Source organism: Acidithiobacillus marinus (genome assembly GCF_002847505.1).
GTDB classification, from domain to species: domain Bacteria; phylum Pseudomonadota; class Gammaproteobacteria; order Acidithiobacillales; family Acidithiobacillaceae; genus Acidithiobacillus; species Acidithiobacillus marinus.
The window spans coordinates 1-21,859 of the sequence record NZ_MXAV01000013.1 but is presented as its reverse complement, the minus strand read 5'-3'; the positions used below and the strand labels follow the sequence as shown (position 1 = coordinate 21,859).

The 21,859-nt window shown below is 56.2% G+C and carries 17 protein-coding genes; 15 read left to right on the top strand and 2 right to left on the bottom strand.

The genetic code is table 11. The features are described from left to right. The first annotated feature begins 9 nt into the window (after positions 1-9). The 5 genes from purD (at position 10) to B1757_RS15895 (ending at position 4,071) form a co-directional block, all read left to right on the top strand. Positions 10-1,269 (top strand): phosphoribosylamine--glycine ligase, encoded by a 1,260-nt coding sequence (gene purD, locus B1757_RS04105; protein ID WP_101537113.1) that lies wholly within the window; start codon positions 10-12, stop codon positions 1,267-1,269. Positions 1,270-1,284: 15 nt separating this feature from the next. Further along, positions 1,285-1,845 carry an L-threonylcarbamoyladenylate synthase type 1 TsaC gene (gene tsaC / locus B1757_RS04100; RefSeq protein WP_101537112.1) on the top strand — a complete coding sequence of 187 codons (561 nt, stop codon included), beginning with the start codon at positions 1,285-1,287 and terminating at the stop codon, positions 1,843-1,845. Between the two features lie 6 nt (positions 1,846-1,851). Continuing rightward, positions 1,852-2,742, top strand: coding sequence for an oxygen-dependent coproporphyrinogen oxidase (hemF, locus tag B1757_RS04095; RefSeq protein ID WP_101537111.1), 891 nt, complete (start codon positions 1,852-1,854; stop codon positions 2,740-2,742). Then, entirely contained in the window at positions 2,739-3,833 is a 1,095-nt protein-coding gene (locus tag B1757_RS04090; protein WP_101537110.1) for a quinone-dependent dihydroorotate dehydrogenase, read from the top strand. The genes hemF and B1757_RS04090 overlap by 4 nt, the downstream gene beginning before the upstream one ends. Positions 3,834-3,942: 109 nt before the next feature. Further along, positions 3,943-4,071 (top strand): hypothetical protein, encoded by a 129-nt coding sequence (locus tag B1757_RS15895; protein ID WP_301179151.1) that lies wholly within the window; start codon positions 3,943-3,945, stop codon positions 4,069-4,071. A gap of 20 nt (positions 4,072-4,091) precedes the next feature. Here the strand turns inward: B1757_RS15895 and B1757_RS04085 are convergent, their stop codons facing one another. Further along, the gene (locus B1757_RS04085) at positions 4,092-5,486 is read right to left on the bottom strand and encodes an MFS transporter (RefSeq protein WP_253253699.1); all 1,395 of its coding nucleotides are present in this window, start codon (positions 5,484-5,486) and stop codon (positions 4,092-4,094) included. A gap of 245 nt (positions 5,487-5,731) precedes the next feature. Here B1757_RS04085 and B1757_RS04080 point away from each other — a divergent pair, with 245 nt between their 5' ends. The 10 genes from B1757_RS04080 (at position 5,732) to B1757_RS04035 (ending at position 20,274) form a co-directional block, all read left to right on the top strand. Beyond that, positions 5,732-6,505, top strand: a complete 774-nt coding sequence (locus B1757_RS04080) for a tetratricopeptide repeat protein (RefSeq protein WP_216360816.1) — start codon at positions 5,732-5,734, stop codon at positions 6,503-6,505. Then, complete coding sequence (locus tag B1757_RS04075; protein ID WP_101537108.1) at positions 6,492-8,543, top strand: phosphocholine-specific phospholipase C; 2,052 nt, start codon at positions 6,492-6,494, stop codon at positions 8,541-8,543. The genes B1757_RS04080 and B1757_RS04075 overlap by 14 nt, the downstream gene beginning before the upstream one ends. Next, entirely contained in the window at positions 8,543-9,661 is a 1,119-nt protein-coding gene (locus B1757_RS04070) for a DUF4097 family beta strand repeat-containing protein (protein ID WP_216360815.1), read from the top strand. The genes B1757_RS04075 and B1757_RS04070 overlap by 1 nt, the downstream gene beginning before the upstream one ends. A gap of 261 nt (positions 9,662-9,922) precedes the next feature. Next, positions 9,923-10,240 (top strand): type II toxin-antitoxin system PrlF family antitoxin, encoded by a 318-nt coding sequence (locus B1757_RS04065; RefSeq protein WP_101537106.1) that lies wholly within the window; start codon positions 9,923-9,925, stop codon positions 10,238-10,240. Beyond that, positions 10,240-10,701, top strand: a complete 462-nt coding sequence (locus B1757_RS04060) for a type II toxin-antitoxin system YhaV family toxin (RefSeq protein WP_101537105.1) — start codon at positions 10,240-10,242, stop codon at positions 10,699-10,701. Before B1757_RS04065 ends, B1757_RS04060 begins: the two co-directional genes overlap by 1 nt. A gap of 71 nt (positions 10,702-10,772) precedes the next feature. After that, positions 10,773-12,179, top strand: a complete 1,407-nt coding sequence (locus B1757_RS04055) for a TolC family protein (RefSeq protein WP_101537218.1) — start codon at positions 10,773-10,775, stop codon at positions 12,177-12,179. Beyond that, positions 12,176-13,273 (top strand): efflux RND transporter periplasmic adaptor subunit, encoded by a 1,098-nt coding sequence (locus B1757_RS04050; protein ID WP_101537104.1) that lies wholly within the window; start codon positions 12,176-12,178, stop codon positions 13,271-13,273. The genes B1757_RS04055 and B1757_RS04050 overlap by 4 nt, the downstream gene beginning before the upstream one ends. A 19-nt stretch (positions 13,274-13,292) precedes the next feature. After that, positions 13,293-16,403, top strand: a complete 3,111-nt coding sequence (locus B1757_RS04045) for an efflux RND transporter permease subunit (protein ID WP_101537103.1) — start codon at positions 13,293-13,295, stop codon at positions 16,401-16,403. Between the two features lie 23 nt (positions 16,404-16,426). Continuing rightward, positions 16,427-18,373 (top strand): DUF3858 domain-containing protein, encoded by a 1,947-nt coding sequence (locus B1757_RS04040; protein ID WP_101537102.1) that lies wholly within the window; start codon positions 16,427-16,429, stop codon positions 18,371-18,373. A 17-nt stretch (positions 18,374-18,390) separates the two neighbouring features. After that, positions 18,391-20,274: a DUF3857 domain-containing protein gene (locus B1757_RS04035; protein ID WP_172437594.1), complete on the top strand. Its 1,884-nt coding sequence runs from the start codon at positions 18,391-18,393 to the stop codon at positions 20,272-20,274. 57 nt (positions 20,275-20,331) lie between these two features. On the opposite strand, the gene B1757_RS04030 is transcribed toward B1757_RS04035, so the two are convergent. Then, a partial coding sequence (locus B1757_RS04030; protein ID WP_101537100.1) for a TonB-dependent receptor domain-containing protein occupies positions 20,332-21,859 on the bottom strand: 1,528 nt, incomplete at its 5' end.

Here is a 21,859-nt window from a genome sequence, read left to right as displayed (position 1 = left end):
GATATCAAGATGGCAAACGTTATGGTACTGGGGGGCGGCGGTCGGGAACACGCTATCGCCTGGAAACTGGCGCAATCGGCAGAGGTCGAAACCGTCTATTGCGCGCCCGGTAATCCCGGTACGGCTGCCGAAGAAAAGCTGATCAATCTGTCCCTCAACCCTAACCATCCTGAGGCAGTAGTCGCTGCAGCCCATGCTCTCGATGTGCAGTTGGTGGTAATCGGTCCGGAAGCACCGCTGGTGGCAGGGGTGGCGGATGCCTTACGGCGCGCAGGCATTCCGGTTTTTGGACCCAATCAGGCAGGGGCCATGCTGGAAGGCAGCAAGGCCCATGCCAAGGCCTTCATGCTGCGTCATGGCTTGCCTACTGCACGCTACGAGCGCTTCACCGATACGCCTGAGGCCCTGGCGTATCTGCGTACGCATCCGCTGCCGGTGGTAATCAAGGCGGACGGTTTGGCGGCGGGCAAAGGAGTTGTCGTCGCCAGCAGCCTTGCGGAAGCTGAAGCAGCCGCAGAACAGTTTCTGCAATGGGGACCCATTATCATAGAAGAGTTTCTGGAAGGCGAAGAAGCCAGTTTTATCGCGATTATTGTCGATGGTCAGGTCCTGCCCCTGGCGGGCTCCCAGGACCACAAACGGCTGCTGGATCAGGATCAGGGCCCGAACACGGGCGGCATGGGCGCTTACTCCCCCGCCCCCGTCCTGGACATGGCCATGAGCGAAAGGGTGTTGCGGGAAATCATGCAGCCGGCAGCCCGGGGGCTGATGCGTGATGCCACGCCCTACTGCGGTTTTCTCTATGCCGGGCTGATGATTGGCCGTGATGGCCCCAAGTTGCTGGAGTTCAACTGCCGCCTGGGCGACCCGGAAACCCAACCATTAATGATGCGCTTGCGCTCGGACCTCTACACGGTACTGCTGGACGCCACCCGGGGTGAGCCCTTACCGGCGGCCCTCGACTGGGACAGCCGCACGGCGCTCTGCGTGGTGATGGCTGCAGCGGGTTATCCTGACTGCCCGCAGACGGGTGAACGCATCAGCGGCTTGGAACAGTCATTTCCGGATACGGTCAAGGTGTTTCATGCGGGAACGCAAAGCCGCGACGGGCATATCGTCAGCGCTGGCGGACGGGTGCTGGGTGTGACGGCCCTCGGCGAGAGTCTGGCCATTGCCCAGCAGCGGGCTTATGGGACTGTAGGGCAGATTCACTGGTCAGGCGTCCAGTTCCGTCGGGATATCGGCCATCTTGGACTCCAGCGCCCCTGAAGGTGAGATGAACTGATGCTCGGTCGTCACCCCCGCCGTCAGGAACTGCGCCAACTGGTGGCCCATTTGCGTGGCGGAGGAGTGATCGCCTATCCCACCGAAGGTGTTTGGGGATTAGGATGCGACCCGCGCCAACGTAAGGCTCTACGTCGCATTCTGCAACTCAAAAAACGTCCGCAACAAAAGGGAGTTCTGCTGATTGCGGGACGAACTTCCGAAACCAGCCGCTATTGGTCGGATGCCGGGGTTCCGGCAGCACGGCTGGCAGCGTACTGGCCGGGAACCACGCTGGTGCTTCCGGCCCGAGCGCAGGTGCCAGTCTGGATTCGGGGCAGACATCACAGTGTTGCGGTACGGGTCAGCCAGCATCCGGGTGTCTGCGCCCTGACCCGGGCTTTTGGCGGCGCTATTGTCTCCACCAGTGCGAATCGTGCCGGTCAGCAACCTGCACGTGACTTGCGTACTATCCGGCGCTATTTTGGAACCCGTATTCCGGTGCTCCATGCCCGTCTGGGCGGGCAGCGCCGCCCCAGCCGGATTGTGGATGCGCTGACCGGCCAGATTTTAAGGAGATAACCCCCCATGCAACAGCCTGCCACGGAAGTGATCGAAGCCTTTCTCCTGAATCTCCAGGATCGTATTTGCGCGGCGCTGGAAAATGCCGATGGGCAGGCGCGATTCCGTGAAGACCACTGGGAAAGACCGGGGGGCGGCGGCGGGCGTACCCGCGTCATCAGCGACGGCGCATTGCTGGAAAAAGGCGGAGTTAATTTCTCCAAGGTCCATGGCGACAAACTGCCCCCCTCCGCCACCGCGCATCGTCCTGAACTCGCGGGGCAGCCCTTCACCGCCGTGGGCGTGTCGCTGGTACTGCATCCCCGTAATCCTTATGTACCCATTGTCCACATGAACTACCGGTTTTTCAGTGCCGGGCCAGTGTGGTGGTTTGGTGGTGGCGCCGATCTCACCCCCAGTTATGGTTTTGCCGAAGATGCCCGGCATTTTCATCGTACCCTCAAAAATGCCTGTGATCGTCACGACCCGGATTTTTATCCGCGTTTCAAGGCCTGGTGTGATGATTATTTCACCATCAAACACCGTCAGGAGATGCGCGGCGTCGGTGGCATTTTTTTTGATGATCTCAGCGGTGATGCACAGAGCTTGCAGGCCTTCTGGGAAGACGTGGCTGGTAGTTTTCTGGAAAGCTACCTTCCCATTGCCGAACGCCGCCGCCACACGCCTTTTGGCGAGCGGGAAAGACAATTCCAGCTGCTGCGCCGGGGTCGTTATGTGGAGTTCAATCTTGTGTACGACCGGGGCACCCTCTTCGGGTTGCAGTCCGGGGGGCGCACCGAAAGCATTCTCATGTCCCTGCCCCCCCTCGCCGCCTGGGAATATGACTGGCAAGCGCCAGAAGATAGCCCCGAGGCACGTTTGAAAACCGATTTTCTGACGCCCCGGGATTGGGCATGATCTATCCACTGCTGCGCCCCCTGCTTTTCAGTCTGGAGACGGAACAGGCCCACCAGCTCAGCATTCTCGCCCTGGAAACCCTGGGGCGTATGCCGCGCAGTCTGAATGCGGTGGCCGGGCATTTTTCCGTCAGCCATCCCGCCCTGAAGCAAAACCTGTGGGGCCTGGAATTTGCCAATCCTGTCGGTCTGGCTGCCGGCTATGACAAGGATGCGCGTGCCGCCGCCGCCCTGCCCGCTTTGGGCTTCGGATTCCTTGAAATCGGTACGGTCACCCCCCTCCCCCAATCCGGCAATCCCCGGCCCCGGGTATTTCGCTACCCAAGCTCCCAGGCAGTCATCAATCGCATGGGTTTTCCTGGGGAAGGAGCCGCTGCTGTCGCCCAACGCTTGGCGGCCCTTCAGCAGCCCCATCCCGTGCCCATCGGCATCAATCTCGGTAAAAACAAGGACACCCCGCTGGAACGGGCAGCCGAGGACTACGTCAGTGCTCTGGAAAACCTTTTTCCCTATGGGAATTATCTGACCGTCAACGTCAGCTCTCCCAACACGCCGGGTTTGCGCCTGCTGCAAGCTGCCGACACCCTGCCGGAATTGCTGGCGACGGTGGCTGCAGCCAATCGGCGTCTGGCCGCTGTGCATCAACGCCCACCACTGCCCGTGCTGCTGAAAATCGCCCCTGATCTGAGCCCTGAGGATATTACCCTCATTGCCAAGCTGGCCTTGGGAGATGCGCCGCTAGTGGATGGATTTATTGCCACCAACACCACTATCGCCCGACCCCCGGAGCATCCGGAATATACGGAAACCGGCGGCTTGAGCGGCGCGCCCCTGCGTCAGCTTGCCACTGTCGTGATTGCGCAATTATATCGGGAATGTAACGGAACTGTGCCCATTATTGGCGCCGGAGGCATCACCAGCGCGGCCGATGCCTATGAAAAAATTCGCGCCGGTGCGAGTTTGCTGCAAATTTATACGGGACTGGTATTTCAGGGGCCTGAACTGATCCGCGATATTCTGTTGAAATTACCGGAACTCTGCCAAAAAGACGGATATAGTCATATTCGTGCCGCCTGTGGAACGCGTGCCTGAGATGTATATTGATGAACAGAAGCACTTCGGGTTCTGATGCGCTATCCTGATGCACAAACATTCGATTATTATCCGCGCATCACCTGATTAAAAAGGAGCACCAGCAACCATGACTTTTTTGACACGACTTCTGGGTTTGATCTGCGTCATTACTTCCCTGGCTGGCTGTGCCACCGTTTCTGACACCGCCTCTGCCGCAGGAGAAGTCGTGGACGCTGGTGCCTCACTGATTCCCTGAGAACCGTATCCAGCGGACTCTCAGGCAGCGCGCTGACCACTGGAGCCACTTGTAGCATCCAGCAGTTCCGGCAGGGCTTGGCCAGCCATCTCCGAGCCCAGCCACCAGGTGGTCAGTACGCCGATCAGCCCGGCCCCCGCCAGCACCAGCAGCAATCCACCATTACCCAGTGTCGCCTGCAAGTTCGGCAGGAAAAACACACTCACTACTCCTCCAAAACGACTGAAGGCGGTAGCAAAACCATGCCCCGTCGCCCGCAATTCCGTGGGATACAACTCGGTGGGAATAATCCAGGTGGTATTCCCAGGCCCAAAGCTATTGGCAATCTGCCAGATGATGAGACCTGCAGCGACAATGGCAAAAGGGGGCTCGCCGGAAAGCGCGAATAATCCCACCAGTCCCAAACTGAGGGCATCACCCAGAAAACCCCAGATCTGGGCCCGCCGCCGACCCACCCGGTCAATCAGCAATGCCAGTGGAATCCAACCGAGCACAAAGCTGGCGGTAAAAAAGCTGTTACCGATGATGGCTTGCTCCGGAGTCTTCAGTCCCATGTGCATGAGCATGAAAGGCAGAAAAATACCCAGGGCATAACCCATGACATCCATCATGAACCAGGGTACACAGGCATAAATGGTCCGGCGTAAATAAGGCTTGCTGAAGAGCATGGTCCAGGAGACATTTCGGCTGGCCTGCATGCTGGTGGCCGTTTCCTGAACCAGACGTTCCCGCTCCTGCGCACTGACGTCCGGTACCAGCCAGCGTAATACCTCCGCTGCTTCCTGCAAGCGACCTCGATAGATATACCAGCGCGGCGACTCCGGCAAACTGCGCCGCAGCCAGAGGACCAGTACCGCCGGTAGGGCACCGGAAGCAAGCATCCAGCGCCAGGCTTCAGGACCGGTATGCAGCAAGGCCAGACCCACCAAACTGGAAACCAGCGCGCCGCCCATCCACAACCCGAAAATCCAGGTCATGGCCGAACCACGCTTGTTTTTGGGCATAAACTCGGCAATGTACGTGGAACTCAGGGGATAATCTGCTCCGACACCCAACCCCAGTATGAAACGCAGAATGACCAGGGAGGTGATATCCCAGGCAAAGCCCGACAGCAGTGCAGCGAAAAAGAAAGCCGCAATATCGATGAGATAAACAGTTTTGCGGCCATAACGGTCAGCGATGATACCTCCGAAAAGGCCGCCGATGAGCGCCCCCACCAGGGCTGCCGTACCCAGCAATCCCAGCAGGGTCGGCCCTAGATGCCATTGCGGTTTGAGCAGAATCAACACAATAGCCATGATGCTCAAATCATAACCATCCAGAAAAATACCCAGCCCCGAAGCCCAGAGAATCCGGCGATGGCGCTTATTTACTTTCTGTTCTTCGTCAATAACATTCAACAGGGTATTCATCATTATCGTCACAAGGCCGCTGTAAAGTCCTCACCTTAACACGCAAACATGACACTTTTATGACAAGGAGAAACTTTCATGGTTGTTGCCCAATAACAAGGCGGATTCCAATAACCGCAAGCAAAAAACGAACCAGAAAATATCATATTTTTGTCATAAAACCTTCACAATACTGTAACAATAGTATGTTAGTTTAGGCTTTGAAAATTTCATTTCATGCTGAACTTACATCGAAAAGTGGATTTATGATGCAAATCAAAAAAATTACGCTTTGCGCAGCCAGTCTCCTGCTATCTCTCTTTCCCTTTACCTGCAGCCTTGCTTCCGAAAGTTCCCCGGCAACAATGGGCATGAGTAATCCCGCCAATCCTGGCGCACTTGCGGATGCCTATCTGAATCATGCCCGGGCCATTCGCAAAGCAGATGCACCTATCCTGCAATTGCTGAATCACGATGCCTACGCCCAGGCAGTGCCGCTCCTCAAAAAGGCCGCTGCAGACCATGATGATTTCTGGGCGGCGGACACCCTGGGACACCTGTATCAGGCCGGATTAGGAGTGCAGGCCAATTCTAATGAGGCCTTCCACTGGTATTTGCAGGCTGCCGAGGCCGGCGACCGTTTTGCCCAGCGGCAAGTAGCCAATGCCTATCTCAATGGCTGGGGCGTGGGTCGCAGCCCGCAACGGGCGGCATTCTGGTTCCGCCAGGGCCTGATGGTGCCACAGGTAGCCAATGCCGATTTCTGGCTGGGCAAGACTTACGCCGAGGGTAGGCTCATGCCCAAAAATCTGGAAAAAGCAGACTGGTATCAAGGTCGCAGCCGAACCCTCTTACAGCAACTTTATGCAGAGAAGGTGGGCGCAGCCGCCTATGATCTGGGACTGGCGGCCTGGCATGGCTATGGGGAAACGAAAAACCCGGCTCAGGCTCGGATTTTTTTCCAGCAAGCACTGCTATGGCATTACCCGCCCGCCGCCACCGCCCTGCAGCACATCGAGGAGAAAACCCATGCGACGTCGTGATTTTTTGAAAAGTCTGGGGGCTGGTGCCGGTGTCACGGCCTTTCTCGGCAGTTCCGTAGCGCGGGCGGCCATGCTGCCCGCGCTGGGGCGCTCCGGCACCCTGGAAGACGTGGAACACATTGTGGTCTTCATGCAGGAAAATCGCTCTTTTGATCACTATTTTGGTCATTTGAGCGGGGTGCGCGGTTATAACGATCGCTTTCCCCTGAAATTGCCCGATGGCAAACCCATCTGGTTTCAGGGCCGCATGGATGACCCAACCCGGTCGATTCTACCTTTTCATTTCAATACCCAAAAGACTTCCGCCCAGTTCCTGCAGGACCTCGATCACAGCTGGGCCTCCCAGCATGGCGCCATCGCTGGTGGTTTGATGAATGCCTGGCCGCTCAATAAAACCGATATGACCATGGGTTATTTTCAGCGTCAGGATATTCCTTTCCATTATGCCCTGGCTGATCATTTCACCATTTGTGATCATTATTTCACCTCTCTCGCCGGACCGACCTGCCCCAATCGCTGTATGCTCTTTACGGGCTCCATTGATCCTGAGGGAGAGCATGGCGGACCCTACATCGATGACGACACCCATCTCTGGACCAAGGGCGTAAAGCCCTTCACCTGGCCGACTTATGCCGAACGTCTGCAGAAGGCGGGCATCTCCTGGCGGGTCTACCAGGAGGGTCTGCACGAGGTGGACAAAAACCCCATGACCGGCAATTTTGGCGAAAATGCCCTGCTGTATTTTCAGTCATTCACCGATATTCCCGACAGTTCACCGCTGGCCCAGCGGGCGCGGCGCCCCGGTGGTGTGGCCGCCCTGCGTGACGATGTGCTTCACAATCGCCTGCCCCATGTATCGTGGATTGTGGTACCGGCCGGTTATTCGGAGCACCCCTCCTATCCACCAGCATACGGGGCCATTTACATCGCCCGGGTGTTGGATGCCCTGACCAGCAATCCTGCCGTGTGGGGCAAAACCACCCTCCTCCTGGATTACGACGAAAACGACGGCTTTTTTGATCATGTGCCGCCGCCCCAGCCACCCACTCCGGTGCGGCCCGGCAAAAGCACCGTCAGCACCGAAGGGGAGATCCACAATCGCATCAATCCGAACTGGCCGACACTTTACAGTGCGGACCAGCTGCCCTATGGGCTCGGACCCCGCGCGCCCATGATGACCATTTCGCCCTGGAGCAAGGGCGGCTATGTGTGCTCGGAAGTCTTCGATCATACTTCGGTGATCCGCTTTATCGAAAAACGCTTCGGGGTCAGTGAACCCAACATCACCCCCTGGCGGCGGGCGGTTTGTGGAGACCTGACTTCTGCCTTCGACTTCTCGCGACCCGATGAGCGTTTTGTCTCCCTGCCCAGCACCGCCAGCTATGTGGCCACCGTCCACCACGAATCGACCCTGCCCGCGCCCGAAGTGCCCCATGAGCAGGAACTGGCCATCATCCCCCAGGAAGCGGGGCTACGCCGACGTCGGCCCCTGGCCTACGACACCCGCCTGCGTCTGGAAGCCACCGCCACCGGCGTGAAAGTCCATCTCCACAATCCCGCCCCCATCGGCGTGGTGTGCACGGCTTACTGGGACGGCAGCCACCATCTTCCTCATCATTACACCGCCGGTCCCGCCAGTCGCCTGGAAGATGAGATCCCTTTACCCAAGGATCAGGATCTGGCTCTGACGGTCATTGGTCCCGATAGTTTCCTGCGGACCCTCAGCGGCACAGGTGCATCTACCCTGCAAGTGGAGGCTTGGGGCGAGAAGGACGGCAGCCTGCGCCTGCATCTGCACAACGGCAGCGGCGACAAGCAGCGCATCGAGATCAGCGACCAGGCCTATGGCCGGGAAATGCGGGCCCTGGAGCTGGGTCCAGCAGAAAGCCGGGAAATTTCCTGGCCCATCACCCAAAGCCATCACTGGTACGACCTGGAAATCCGCAGCGCAAGCCACCGCTGGCGCCTGGCCGGGCATGTGGAAACCGGGGCCGAGAGCTGGTCTGATCCGGCTAATACGGCGCCGGTACTGGCGTGATGAGTATGCGAAATTCAACGCTTGGGGTGAATCCTTTGCGTTCTTGTGGTCCTTCGCCAGAAAACCAGAAAGCGCGGGCCAACGTCGTTGCAAATCATTCGCTGCAGGGGCCGTTTCACCGGGAGAACACGCACATAATCAGGTTATTGCCATTTGTTCTGCTGCTTTTCACCGCTTGTCTCCTTCCTGGTCTCGCAAGAGCCGCGACGTTCCAAGAGACTCAAGAGCAGAATCTGGTGACCCAGCCTGGGCAGCGCCTGGATCTGCAACTACCCTCTCAGAACTGTACGATTGTCGTCACCCCAGGAAATGAGCTGCATATACGGACAAGCATCTGGGGAAATGCTAAAGACGCGGCCCAGAAACAGCAGCTGCTCAAGGAAGCAAGCGTATCAATCATCCAGTCGGGGCAAGTGATTAGCATCCGTTCCTCCGCTGACCGGGAGGATAAGAATTTCGTCCAGAATTTCACCAACGCCCCGCAGTTTTTCCATAGGTTGTGGGCTTGGCTCTTTCATGGTGATCCGTGGATTCCTCTACCCTCGCTCCACCATTCTCAGGTACAGGCGAAGCTGCAGATAGCTTTGCCTGAGTATCTTCCCATTGTCGCCAAACTGGGCACAGGGGAGTTTCTCTTTCACAACCCCAAGGCGAGGAATCCGCTGACAGTAAAAGACGGAACGGGACAAATTCAGATCGATTCCTCCACGCCGGAAATGACCCTGGATGCCGGTACGGGGAAGGTGCTGGCAAGCCAGCATTCTGGCCAGCGGACAAACATTCAGTCCGGCACGGGGACGGTATATTGGCAGGGGAGCACGCAGCATTTTGAAATCCATACCGGCACGGGAAACATCCAGATCCATGCGCTGGCAGTGTCTCCGGGCGACAGTTTCTCTGCCCACACCGGTACCGGCAACATCGCTCTCTGTTTTGCCGGCAAACCCGCCCTCAGTGGCCTTGCCGTCACTGCTACCGGCGGCTTTGATGCCGAGCATCCCTTTGCTCCGAGTGCCGTTGATGGGCGTCGATATCAGTTTGGGCCGGTGGCTAATAGCATAAACATCCAGCTACATAGTGGCACGGGTTCGATCCGTTTACGGAAGTGCCCGTCATGACAGAGTCACAGACCACAAAAGTGGAGCGGGACCATGCCTGACATTGCCATTCTCCAATATCTTTGTGGAGTGCCTCTGACGGAGTGTCCAATACGAGGGGGTTTACCTGAAAACCTACGAGGACGTACAGGCACTCTGGGGGCTGTCGGAAACGGGTCTGAGGGCTATATAGTTGGCCGACGCCGAAATCCTGCCCAGGTGAATTGATTAGGTAAGGAAAATTCCTTACTATAGGGACATTTTCATCGGGAGGACTGCCCCATGCCTGAAATCCATGAAGTCGCCACACTGACCTCCAAAGGTCAGATCACCCTACCCAAACCCATCCGGCAGGCGCTGGGCGTGGACGCCGGCGGAAAAGTGGCCTTCGACCTGCGCAAAGGCCAAGTCATCGTGACCCGTGCGGACACCGAACATCAAGACCCGGACATCGAGGCCTTTCTGGGTCTGCTGGAGGCCGACATCCGGACCGGCCAGCGCGTTCGGTCCCTGCCGGACGATCTGGTCCGGGCCATGCTGGTGAACGCCGGCCACGCGATCGATCTCGATGAAGACATCGACGGCAAGGTAGCGCTCTGATGCAGCGGCACGGCTGGACGCTCTTGTTTCACGAGGGCGTGATCGGGCAGTTGCGCAAGCTGCAGATTGCTGCAGAGCGGGCCAAACAGAACGACCCGCAAGGGTTCGAGAGCAACGCCAACGTCAAGCTGTTTCGGGCCTTGAGCCAGTTGATCCTGGAGGTCGTGCCCAGCGATCCTTCGCGAGACGAATACCGCCAGGGCAACACCCTGGGGCCGACGTATCGCCACTGGCGGCGCGCGAAGATCGGACGGCGGTTCCGTCTGTTCTTCCGCTACGATGCCAAGGCGAAGGCGATCGTATTCGCTTGGATCAACGATGAGCAGACGCTGCGGTCGGCGGGTAGCAAATCCGATCCCTATGCGCAGTTCAAGAAGATGCTCGGACGCGGCAACCCGCCCGATGACTGGACAGCGCTGGTGGCAGCGAGCCAGACCGAATGGGCAACAAAGGAACGTTGATCGAAATGTGCATCAAGTTGAATAGCTCGGAATTTTGCTTCAGGGTCTTCTCAGTCTGGGCTCTGCTGTGGATGCTCCTGGGTAGTCAAACAGCCTGGGCCGCGCCCCTCGATATGCTGATCCACGACCCCTTTGATACCCAGGACTGGGTCAAGACACCGCTGGGACAGTCTTGGCAGGACCGACATCTGCAATTGCCCAAGGCCGTCCTGCCGGGAACCCATACCTTTGTGAAGCCTCAGAGTCTGGCGGCATTGACCAATTATGCTCTGGCTCACAATCCCCAAACCCGGGTGGCTTACCAGAATCTACAGGCTTCCGCCGCTGCTTTGGGGGTTGCTGAGTCCGCCTGGCTCCCCAGCATTTCGCTGAGTGACACGACCGCACGCTCGCAGGGTAATACTTCCGCTGGTTTCAGCATTCCCATTATCAACAGCAACTCCCCCACCCTCAGCCTGAGTTATGTATTGCTGGATTTTGGTCTGCGGGCTGCGAAAAAAGATGCCGCTCTCGCGCAGTTGTACATTTCCGGTTTCGATAACAACAGCGCGCTGAGCAAAGTCGCTCTGAGCGTTACCCAAAATTATTACCAACTCATTGGTGAACAGGCTCTGGTTCGCGCCTATTTGCAAACCGTCACTGAAGACAAGGCCAATCTGGATGCGGCGCGTTTAAAAGAACATGCCGGCATGGCAACTATCGCCGATGTGTTACAGGCGCAGTCGGCCCTCGCCCAGGCCCGGGCCCAATGGATTTCCGCTTCGGCCACTGTCCGCTCGGATCAGGCAGCGCTGGCCGAAAGCTGTGGTTTGCCATCCAATAACCCCATACCGCTGGTGCCATTGAACACCCACCGTTTGCCACCAAACATTACTCCTTCCGTTGCGTCTTTGGTCCAGCATTCCACGCAGTACAATCCGGAAGTCCAGGCTGCGGCCGCCCAGATTCTGGCCAGCCGTGCTACGCTCCGGGAAGATCAGGCGCAGGGACTGCCGACGCTCAGTGCATCGGTGTCCGCTGGTAAACGCTTTCAGAATGGACTAGAGCCTTCCCAGAACTGGGCTATTGGCTTCAGCCTCAAAGTCCCGTTGTTTACCGGTTTTCATGACAGCTATCAGATTCAACAGGCGCGTCGCCAGGAACGTAGTGCCCGGGCGTCATTGAACCAGGAGACCCAAAGCATTGCCTTAACCGTCTATCAGGATTATCAGACCGTCATGGGGGCGCGCTCTGCTGCTGCCGCCGCCCAATTAGCCGTCAAAAGTGCCCAGGCTTCTCTTGCTGCCATCCGTGCCCAGTACAAGGTAGGACTTTCCACCATGCTCAATCTGCTCACCGCCCAGGCCACACTCACTACTGCTGAACAAACTCGCATTCAGGACATTACTACGGCCTATGTACAACTCGCTAACCTCGCCAATGCCTTGGGGTTAATCAGTTTACCGAAAGAAGGCAGGCTTCCGGGAGGTCCAGCATGATGCGACTCCGCCAGTCCTGGCTGCTGTCGGCGGCGGTGATCCTGCTCCTGACGGGTTGTGCTGATCATCAGCAGCATCACAGAAAAGTTTCGGCGTTACCTGTTGAAACTGCAATTGTGAAGACCGGGGATCTGCCCATTGTAGTCAACACTCTGGGGCAGGCCGTAGCCTCGCATAGTGTCACCATCACCCCGCAGGTCAGCGGCATTTTGCAAAGCGTGGCAGTACACTCGGGACAAGTCGTGCAAAAGGGGCAGCTCTTGTTTCAGATTGACCCGGCCACTCCCGCTGCCCAGGTTGCCGAGGATCGCGCCAACCTTCAGGGTGAAATTGCTCAGGAACAATATGATGAGGCCCAGGTCAAGGCCTATGCCCCTTTGCTCAGCAAGGAATATGTGACCCGCCAGACGGTGCAGCAGGCCCAGGCCCAGGCCAATACCGCCGCTGCCACGGTAGCGGCCGATCGAGCGGCTCTTCAGGCGGCGCAAATCACCCTGGCGGAAACGCGGATCACCGCGCCCATCAGTGGCAGCGTCGGGATTTTAAAGCTCAAATCCGGCAATCTGGTCGCCGCCAACAGCACCCAGCTGGTCACCATCAATCAGATTCAACCCATTTACGTACAATTCAGTCTGCCTGAAACCTATCTCAATGATTTGCACAGGGCCATTAGTCAGCACTCTGGTCAAGTGCATGTCTGGGATGAAAATCACCACACCCGCATCGGCACCGGGACCGTTAGCGTCATTGATAATACCGTCAATACCGCATCGGCAACAGTCACGGCACGGGCCACACTCAGTAACCAACCTGCTCGCCTCTGGCCCGGCGAATATGTGCAGGTGGATTTTACCGCCAGACAGCTTCACGGTGCCCTGATCATTCCTGCCAACGCCTTGCAGCAAGGCGTTTCCGGACCCTATGTGTACACCATCAAGGATCATAAGGCGGTCATGCAACCGGTGCAGTTTCTGGGGCAGAACGGCAACCGGGTAGCGATAGCGGGGGCAAAGCATTTATTGGGAGAACAGGTGATTGTGGGAGCACCCACCCGGCTCCATCCTGGCTCGGCGGTGCGAGTGATCACATCATGAAAGCAAATCAGGCCCCCCAATGAACCTCTCGGCCCCCTTCATCCGCCGTCCCGTTGCCACCACGGTACTGGCTTTGGCCGTAGCTCTGCTGGGCTTGTTTGCCTATCTGCAATTACCCACAGCTCTGCTGCCCAATGTCAGCTTTCCCATGGTGGTGGTTACCGCAGAGCTACCGGGAGCCAGCCCGAAAACCATGTCCAGCGCCGTGGCTACGCCTTTGGAAAGGCAGTTTGCCAGCATTCCCGGCCTCAATTCCATGAGTGCCGTCAGTCAAAATGGCGTCACCCAGATTACTTTGCAGTTTGATCTCAGCAAGTCGCCCCTGGGTGCTACCCAGGAAGTCTCCAATGCCGTTTCCCAGGCTCAGCATTACCTGCCGCCGGGCATGCCCGAACCGCCTTCCGTGCGCCAGATGAATCCTTCCGCACAGCCGATTTTCTATATCGGCATGTCCGCACCCAACATGCCCCTTTATAAACTGGACAAATACGCCCAGACCAAGGTGAGCACGGCCCTGTCGGGAATCTCCGGGGTATCCAATGTCCAGATTTATGGTGCCCAGACCTACGCCGTGCGCATTTACGTCAATCCCTTTGCTCTTTCGGCCCGGGGGTTGAGCCTCCAGGCGGTGCAAAGTGCCTTGGGCAACGCCAATGTCAATCTGCCCGGCGGCACCCTGGACGGTGGAGATCAGGCTTTTGCCACTCGGGTGCACGGCCAGTTACATACGGCCGAAGCATACAACCACCTGGTTCTGGCCTATGAAGGCGGGCAAGCTGTGCCCCTCAGTGCCGTAGGCAAAGCGGTCAACAGTACCCAGGACAACCAGCAGGAAACCTGGATCAACAAAACACCCGGCATTGTCCTGGCCGTGGTCCGTCAACCCGGCAGTAATACCGTGGATATTTCCAATAAAATACGCGCCATGCTGCCGCAGCTGCAGGCCGCCATGCCTGGCGGGATCAAATTGACCAATGTATTTGATCTGGCCGACTACATACGTGCCGCCGTACATGAAGTGCTGATGACCCTCATCATCGCCAGTTTTCTGGTGGCGGGGGTCATGTGGCTGTTTTTGCGCCGCCCTTCGGCGACGCTCATCGGCGCCGTCGCCATTCCCCTGTCCCTGCTCGGCACCTTTCTGGTGATGATGCTCCTCGGCTTCAGCATCAACACCTTGACCTTATTGGCTCTGACCCTTTCCGTAGGTTTTGTGGTGGATGATGCAGTAGTCATGCTCGAAAACATCAATCGCCACATTGATCGGGGCGAAACCGGCATGACTGCCGCCCTCAATGGCAGTCGGGAAATCAGCTTTACGGTGCTGTCCATGACCCTGTCCCTGTCCATCATTTTCCTGCCGCTGATATTTTTGGGAGGCTTTGTCGGACATTTGTTCTCGGACTTCGGAGTCAGCATTGCCATGGTCATCCTGATTTCCGGAATGGTCGCCCTGAGTGTGACCCCCATGCTCTGTAGCCGTTACCTGAAACCCAATCATCCCCACGCGCTCGCTGAAATACATGATCCTGGACACCTGCCGGAAAACGGGATTTTTCAGCGTTTTTTTAAAAAAAGTCGGGATTTTTATATTCGTACCCTGAAAATTGCGCTGCATCACAAATACTGGATGCTGGCTCTGGCCGGGCTTTCCTTAGCTGGAAGCGTCTGGTTGCTGATGCTGGTTCCCAAGGCTTTTTTGCCCAGCCAGAATTCGGGGATGATCAATGCCAACATCGAGTATCCCACCGGCATGACCTTTGCCGAGGTCAGCCAGGAGCAATCGGCCATTGCCCGTGTAGTCAAAGCCAACAGCCGCATTCAATCGGTGGTATCTTCTGCCGGTCAGGGGGCGGGAGGCTTTGGCAGTCGCAATTCCGGCCACATGTTCATTCATATTCGCAATGGCTACGCTCCCCAGACCGAACAGATCATTGTCGCCCTGCAAAAGGCCACCCGACGTTTTCATAATGCCCAGATTGTTTTTCAGGGGCCGCAAAGTGCCCACTCCGGCACCGCCAGTGGCAATGGCAGTTATGTGTATGAACTCATGGGCAGTAACTGGAGCGATCTGAATGCGGCCACGCTGAAAATGACCGATGCACTGCAGAAACTTCCCCAGCTCAACTCCGTCAGTAACAGTCTGGAAAACAACAGCCCTCAGGTGACCATTCAGATTCAGCGCGCCCGCGCCACGGCTTTAGGGGTCACTCCTGCCGCTATCGAAAACACCCTGGGTCTGGCCTTCGGCGGGCACGAGGTGGGAACCATTTACGGGGCCAGCAATCAATATGAAGTGATCATGGAACTGCAACCGCGCTACCAGAAAAATATCAATGCTCTGTCCACTTTGAGTGTACCGGGGGCGGGGGGAACCCTGGTGCCCCTTTCCGCCGTAGCTGAGTTCCATTATGACGCCGCCCCCCTGAACCTGATGCAACATGATGGTCAGCCCTCGACCACCATTTCCTTCAATCTGGCTCCTGGAGTGCAATTGGGCACGGCCATCAGTGCCCTGCAAAAAACTGCACGTAAAGTATTGCCTGCTGGCATTGTCGGACATCTGGGCGGAAATGCCGCCCAATTCCAGTCAGCTTTCAAATCCCTGCCCTTTTTGCTCCTGGCGACTATTCTGCTGATTTACGTGGTCCTCGCCATTCTCTATGAACATTTCCTGCATCCCCTGACCATTCTGACAGCCCTGCCCCTGGCGGCCTTCGGTGCTCTGCTCTCGTTGCTCATTTTCCATGAGCCTCTCGATTTATACAGTTTTATCGGCATCATCATGCTGCTGGGCCTGGTCAAGAAAAATGGTATCATTCTCGTGGATTTCGCGGTGAGCCGCCGCCGGGAAGGCGCGGATGCCTATGACGCCATTGTCGATGCCTGCAGCATCCGCTATCGGCCCATCATGATGACCACTTTTGCCGCCATTCTCGGGGTCTTGCCCATCGCCATCGGCTTTGGCGCCGGAGCGGGCAGTCGGGTACCCCTAGGGGTAGCCGTGGTGGGCGGTCTGATATTTTCCCAGTTTTTGACCCTGTACATCACTCCCGCCTTCTATTTATGGTTTGACGGGCTCTCCTGGCCGCGCCGCAAACGGGCAAAATCTCTTGCTCTGACCCCATGATTTTTCAAAAAGGTGACCAACCTATGCTTCTGCGCAAAAAAATCCCGTCTACTTTGATTTTTCTGGTTGGTATGGCTTGGGGAACGGGCATGCTCTGGACCGGCATGGCCGAGGCGGATACAGCCTTTGCGGACAGTACCGCCCCTTTTGTTCCACTGAATTTGCAGCTCAGCGGTGCCCCTCTGCGTATCCTCAAAAATCATATTACGGTCACCGTACAATCCAGCGGCCTGTTCACCGAGCGCGATCATCAGGTTCTGGAGCTGCTGAATCCCGCCCTCGAAACCATGATCAATCCCTTTCAGATACGCTACTCTGCGGACATGGCAAAACTGCAGGTGCTGCACGCCTGGGTCAGCACCCCCAGCGGCCAGAAATATGAGGTGCCCGCCAGTGCCATTTATGTGCGGCCCGAGCCCGTCGCTGCTGGAGCACCCATGTATAGTCACGCCAAGGTGCTATCCATCGTCCTACCCAGACTCGGCAAGCACGACCAGTTACACCTCATCACCGAGAAAACCCAGACCACCCCCTACTTTGCCGGAGAGTATTCCCAGTTCTGGCAAATTCCGGTCAGCCAGTCCGCCCGGAATTTTCAGGTGAAAATCACGGCACCCCGCAGTATGCACCTGAAGGCGGCTCAAACCGGCGGCTGGATGATCACCCGCCAGAATCACGGCAAACTGATACAGATCAGCGCCCGCATGTCTATCCATCATGCCCATTATCCAGGTCCGAGCACTGTCGCCGAAAGCCAGTTCAGCCCCCTGTTTGAGGTGAGCACTTTCCCGACCTGGGCCGCGGTCGGCAAGGCTTATTGGTCACGGGCTGCGGATAAGGCCACCGTCACCCCTCTGGTACAGAAAACCGCCGCTGATGCCAGCCAGAACTTGCAGGGCTGGGATGCGCAAAAGGCCCTCTATTCCTGGGATTCCCACCATATTCGTTATGTCGGCCTGGAATTAGGCGTAGGTGGCTTTGTACCCATCTCGGCCAACAGCACCCTGCAAAACCGCTATGGTGACTGTAAAGCCCACGCCACCCTACTCCAGGCTCTATTCAATGCCAAAGGCTTCAAGCTCTACCCGACCCTCATCAACTGGAATAATGTCTTTACTCTACCGCCTCTGCCCACGCCCTTCTGGTTCAACCACGCCATAGACTATGCGCCTCAACGCCATCTGTTTCTGGACAGTACCGGCACCTATGAAACCCCGGGGCAACTGGCGGTAGGCGAACGGGACAAGCCGACCATTGTGACCGGACCTCACCCTCGGGTGGTCATGACTCCCGGTGCCGAGCCCGGGGCCAATCAACTGGACTATTCTGCAGATCTCACCCTGCATCGCAATGGTGACCTGAGTGCTACGGCCAAAATGGTCACCCATGGCTGGTGGGCCTGGATGTACCGGGAAACCTTTGCGTCCATCCCCCCCTCAGCTTTTCCCAGGGTCATGAATACCCTGCTGCTTCGAGATGGCGGCGGCAGTGGCTCTTTTGTTCCGGGTGATCCCAATGTGCTGGATCAGCCATTTTCAGTCAGTGCCCATTGGCATACGGTGGCTTATACCCATGTCGGTGACCATATCAGTTTTCCCATACCCTCCGGCCCTTATCTCACTCCCGGTCTATCCGGCACAGCAAACCCCATACGCGCGCTCACCCGGGTCATTGGCCCCCTGCAACGCCAGCATCCCGTCACGACCTATCTTGGTGGTATTCACTGGACCAGCACGATCCACCTGCCCGCTGGCTACCGCGTGGAATATCTGCCGCCAGATCAACAACTACAGAATTCAGCCGGCAGCTTTGTCTATAGCCTGACCCGGCAGAATCACAGTGTCCTCGTTCACTATACGCTGCAGTTAAAGCGCGTCGTATATAACCCCCGGCAATATCCTGCTTTGCGCCAGCTGCTGAAACGGGATTATGCCGCCCAGCAAAGTCCACTTATCCTTGTTCGTCAATGAATTCAGGAAGCCTGTATATGACCCGCCAAATTCTGCCCAAGACTGTTTTGTTTACTGCCGGCTGCATCCTCATGAGCAGCGCGAACCTGGCGCTGGCCCGCGAACCGGCCCAGGTGAATTATCAGATACTGCTCCTGCGTCAGGAAATCAGCGTCCAGAAAAACGGTGCTTTTACAGACAGCATCGATCGCGTTATTCAGCCCCTGACCATGGCCGGCGTACAATCCCAATCCCAGATACAAATTGGCTACCCGGCCAATTTTGCCCAGGTCCACATTCTCGACGCCTACACGGAAACACCTTCCGGCAGTAAACATCCGGTGCCCGCCAGTGCCATTTATACCCAATCCAGCCCGGATGCTCTCAGTGCGCCTTTTTTGAGTGATGGCCGCATTCAGAGTGTCGTGTTCCCTGCTGTGGCGCCCGGAGATACGCTGCACATCCGCTATACCATCCACTATGACCACGGCTATTTACCGGGCATCCATGCCATCAGTACAGTACTGGCTCCCAATGTGCCGGTTAAACAGGCAGAAATCATTTTACGCGCCCCCGCCGCACAAAAACTCTACGCCGCCCAGCAAGGCAGTGCCTGGCAGTTGGCGCCCACGCAAAAAGACATGCATAGTAGTCGCGTATCATTTAGCACCAGCCTCACAAAAGTCTCCTACCCTCCCTTGGGTAGTCCGGCGCTGACCCAATATGCGCCGCTGGCAGTGATTTCCACCACCAATCATTGGAGCGCAGTGGCCCGGGCCTACAATCAACTGGCCGCCCCTGCCCTGAAAGCAACTCCTGAACTGCAAAAAGCGGCCACCCATATAGCTGGCGGGGCAACGGGTATGGATGCCGTTAAGGCCATTTATCACTGGCTGCAAAAAAACATCCACTCAGTATCCATCAATTACGCCAATGCCGGCTTCACCCCTCCCGCAGCGAGCAGCACGCTGCAGCGCGGGGTCGGCGATAGCAATGCCAATGCCGCCCTGCTCTGCGCCCTCCTCCGCGCCGTGCATGTGGAAGCCGTACCTGCGCTGATGTCCACCTCTGCGCGCTTCCACCCCTACCCCGGCGTGGACCCTTTGGCCTTTGGGCATTTTCTGGTGTACATCCCGGCTTATGATCTGTTTCTGGATCCCACCTCGCGCTACGCGGGTATCCACAGTCTACCACTCGAAGACGCGGGTCGGCCGGTGCTGATTACCGGCAAGAATCCGCGTATGACCCAAACCCCGGCCCCTGACCTGAGCCTGCCGCTAATCGCCAAACACACTCTGCTTACCTTGAGCAAAGCCGGGCAAATGATAGACCAAAGCACAGAAATCCGTCGGGGTTACGCTGCCCAGGATATCCGTTCCGCCTTGATTGGCAGCCAGGGACGGCTGTTGATGAAAGGATTGCGCAACGGCTTTTATGAACAGGGCGATCTGGGGAAACTGGAGAGCATCGCTTTTCAGAATCGGGACCATCTGGATCAGCCTCTGGGGATCAAAACCCATGCCATAAAGGATGGGCTTTTCATTCCCGGCCCGCGCATGGCGATGATCATGCCCACCGATACGGCCATGGCCAAACCCTTGCAGGCATTCACGGCTGATGCCGAGCGCAGCACCCCCAGCCTCATCCATCCCAGTTATATGGAATCTCATATTACCCTGCAATTACCCCGGGGTTACCACCCGGCTTATCTGCCTAAAAATGTGGATATGCAAACTGCGGTGGGCAGCTACGCCATACACTACGCGCTACAGGGGCAAATCCTGCATATCGATCAGCGACTGAAACTCCCGGAGTTTGTCATCAGTACCAAAGATTATCCGGATTTGCACCGTTTGGCGTTATTGAGTTCCAGCAGTATCCGCGAGGGGTTGCTGCTGGTGAAAAAAAATCCGGCACGATAAAACTCATGCCGGATATCCATGAGGTCCTTCCCGAGAAAGACGGACCTCAAAAAGCCATTAGAACTTGGCGGCTAAACTGGCACCAATGAAGGTAGGCGCTCCCGCTTGGGCGGCAATAAAGTTGCCACCGTCCTTGGCACTGCGCAACTGTACATATTCATAGGGATTATAATTTGCGTTAAACAAATTATCCACGTAAAAGTCAAAAGTAAGCTTTTTGACTCCCATTTCCTCAGGCCGCCAGACATATCCCAGGTTAAGATTAGCAATATTGTAAGGATGTAATGCTATACCAGCTGGAGCACCCTTATTGGTATTGATGTATTGAGAACCCACCACATGATCGGTAATGCGTGCTGAGAATCCCGCATAATGATAACCCAAGCCAAAGTTCAGATTGTACATGGGAACATCCCCCACGTATTCTCCAGACCTTACCGATGCACCATCGGCTGCATCAAAATTGGATGTATACTTGGCTTCAGTGAGACTGTAGTTGGCGAAGGCATTCATGTTAAAGGGAAGCTTGCCATCTACGGATGCAGTTAGGCCCTGATATAAAGCGCTACCCACATTGTACTGAAAGGTCTGACCCGTCTGATCATTATAGAAATAACCAAACTTGTTATTGAATATCCGACGGAAATATGCCAAAGAAGTTTTGATACCAGCAAAGTTGTAACGCACACCTGTATCAATACTATCCACATATTCAGGTTTCACCAATTCCGCACCCGGTGTTGGGGTTTTGCCAATGACCGAATAATAGGCGCTGATATTAGGTACCTTGTACACGCGACCGTAGTGGAAATACAGATCAATATCTTTGGTGGCCAGAAAGCTCACACCAAATGAAGGCTCCCAGTAGTTGAAGGTATTGCTGACCGTGCCACCATAATTATAATAATACCCTTCAATATCATTACAGGTGGTACCGACCATATAATACTTTGCACCAGGGGTGATGATCAAACGATGATCAAACAAACTGATGCGATCCTGCAAATAGACATCCGCATAATTTCTTGTGTCATGTTCATCCCACGCGTTGTTATAACCATTAATCATCGGCACATCAGGAGCACCATACCAGTATTCGGCAGAATTATCCTTGCTGAACATATATAGCCCACCCAATGTCACGGTGTTATGGGGTAGCAAAAAGGTTAAAGAAGGCATAAATCCGGCATTGCCGAAATTATCAATATATCTCTGATACTGAGTCCCATTATAACTGTTACCAAACAATGCGGTGGGATTGTACGTATTGCTAGGTCTTCCTGTTTTGCTGGGATTGGCATAGCTTTTCAGTGCTGTTGGTAACGGATATCCATCAAAACCGTCTTTATATGCAGCATTGGCATAAGCTGTTCGATCATTGGTATTCTGAGTGATAAAAAATTTTGCTTTGGCAAGCATATACTGATTGAGAATAGATTTCCAACCCACAATCGTCGTATACGAACTTGTCGTGGTATGATTATTGGCTATATCACGATCCCATTGAAAATTACGGCCATATTTTTGAATCAGCGCCAATGGTACGTTCGAAGGTTGCTGTGCTATCTCATGATTGTAAATAGTG